This window comes from Pseudomonas sp. Pseusp3, assembly GCF_047304225.1.
GTDB classification, from domain to species: domain Bacteria; phylum Pseudomonadota; class Gammaproteobacteria; order Pseudomonadales; family Pseudomonadaceae; genus Aquipseudomonas; species Aquipseudomonas fluorescens_CD.
Window position 1 is genome coordinate 1 of record NZ_JBGLYV010000219.1, and the last position, 1,664, is coordinate 1,664.

Sequence of the window (1,664 nt, forward strand, 5' to 3'; positions counted from 1 at the left end):
GGCGGTCTGTCAGTCGAAGTTTTTGTTGGCTGACAGACCGCCTTCGCGAGCAAGCCCGCTCCCACATTTGTTCAGTGTTTACAACAGGCTGATCGGGTAGCTGATGATGACGCGGTTCTCATCGAACTCGTTGTTGCTGTAGTCGCGACGCATGGTCGAGTTGCGCCATTTCACGTTCAGGTCTTTCAGCGCACCGCTCTGCACGGTGTAACCCAGTTCTGATTCACGTCCCCATTCCTTGCCATCGGTGATGCTGCCGGTGTGCACGTTATCGCCACTGATATAGCGGTTCATCAGGGTCAGGCCCGGTACGCCGAGGGCGACGAAGTTGTAGTCGTGGCGCACTTGCCAGGACTTTTCCCGGGCATTGTCGTAGCTGGAGTTGTAGCTGTCGTTGGCCAGTGTGCCGCCGCTGGTGCCGTTGACCCGCATCCAGGCGTTGTCGCCGGTGAGTTTCTGCAGGCCGACGTAGAACGTGTTGCCGCCGTATTTGGCCGAGAACAAGCCGTACATGGTCTTGTTGTCCAGCTCACCGGCCCGGGCGCTGCCGTCATCCTTGCCGTAGAAGAAACCGAGGTTGGCGCCCAGGGTCCAGTCGCCAAGCGGTTGGCTGTGGATCAGATTGATGAATTGCTGGCTGTAGATGTCCTTGAGCTCGGCGTTCCACAGACCGATCTGGGTACGTTTGTCGTTGAACAGGTATTCACCGCCCTGGAAGTTGAAACGGTCGGAGGTGAACGCGGCTTTGCCGGTCATCGACATGTCGCTCATGCTGCTGTCGTCGCGTGGGCTGTTCTGGCGGAACTGGCCGCCGTAGAGCGTCAGGCCGTTGATTTCCTTTGAGGTGATCTGGCCGCCACGGAAAGTTTGCGGCAACGAGCGACCGTCGTCCGAACGCAGGATCGGCAGCACGGGCATCCATTCGCCAACTTTGATTTCGGTCTGTGACAGCTTCGCCTTGAACGCCACGTTGGTGCGGCCGAAGTTGTCCGCCGGGCGGCCATCGTGGTCCAGCGGCAGCAGTTGCGTACCGCCGGTGCCTTTGCCGCCGTCGAGCTTCACCGAATACAGACCGAGCACGTCCATGCCGAACCCGACGGTGCCCTGGGTAAAACCGGACTTGGCGTCGAGGATGAAACTCTGCGTCCACTCTTCAGCCTTGCCCTGGGCCTTGGTCGGGTTGGTGAAGTTGCGGTTGATGTAGAAGTTGCGCAGGTTCAGGTTGACCTTGGCGCCTTCGACAAAGCCCGGCTCTTCGGCGCAGGCGGGCAGGGCGGTACTGGCCAGGGCGGCGGCGATCAGGCCGGGAACGAAATATTGCGCGGTGGAAGGCGTCATGGACTCGGGTCTCTCTAATTCTTGGGGATGAAGCGGGGTGATGCCGCAACCCGGGGTTGCAGACGAACATTGGAATTCAGCACAAACGAAGTGGATCAGCCGGAGAGGGCGGGGCGCGGGGGCATGGTGTCGAACCTGTTGTTATTGGTTTTGTGGGTCGGATGGTGAATGGAATGTACTAGATGGTTCAATTGTTAAAAGCAGGTTTTGGGCGATTATCGAACGCAACATTGGCCGGGGATTTGTGTTGTTTGTACTGGCCCTTTCGCGGGGGCAGCCCCCCCCACCAATAAAAAGGGTGGTTGAGAAAAGAAAACGGGGGGATT

1 protein-coding gene is annotated in these 1,664 nt (G+C 58.8%); it reads right to left on the minus strand.

Features of this window, described 5'->3' with window-relative positions; all coding sequences use genetic code 11:
* Nucleotides 1–78: 78 nt before the first annotated feature.
* Nucleotides 79–1,338, minus strand: coding sequence for an OprD family porin (locus tag ACCD00_RS30590; RefSeq protein WP_413428919.1), 1,260 nt, complete (start codon nt 1,336–1,338; stop codon nt 79–81).
* Nucleotides 1,339–1,664: the final 326 nt, after the last annotated feature.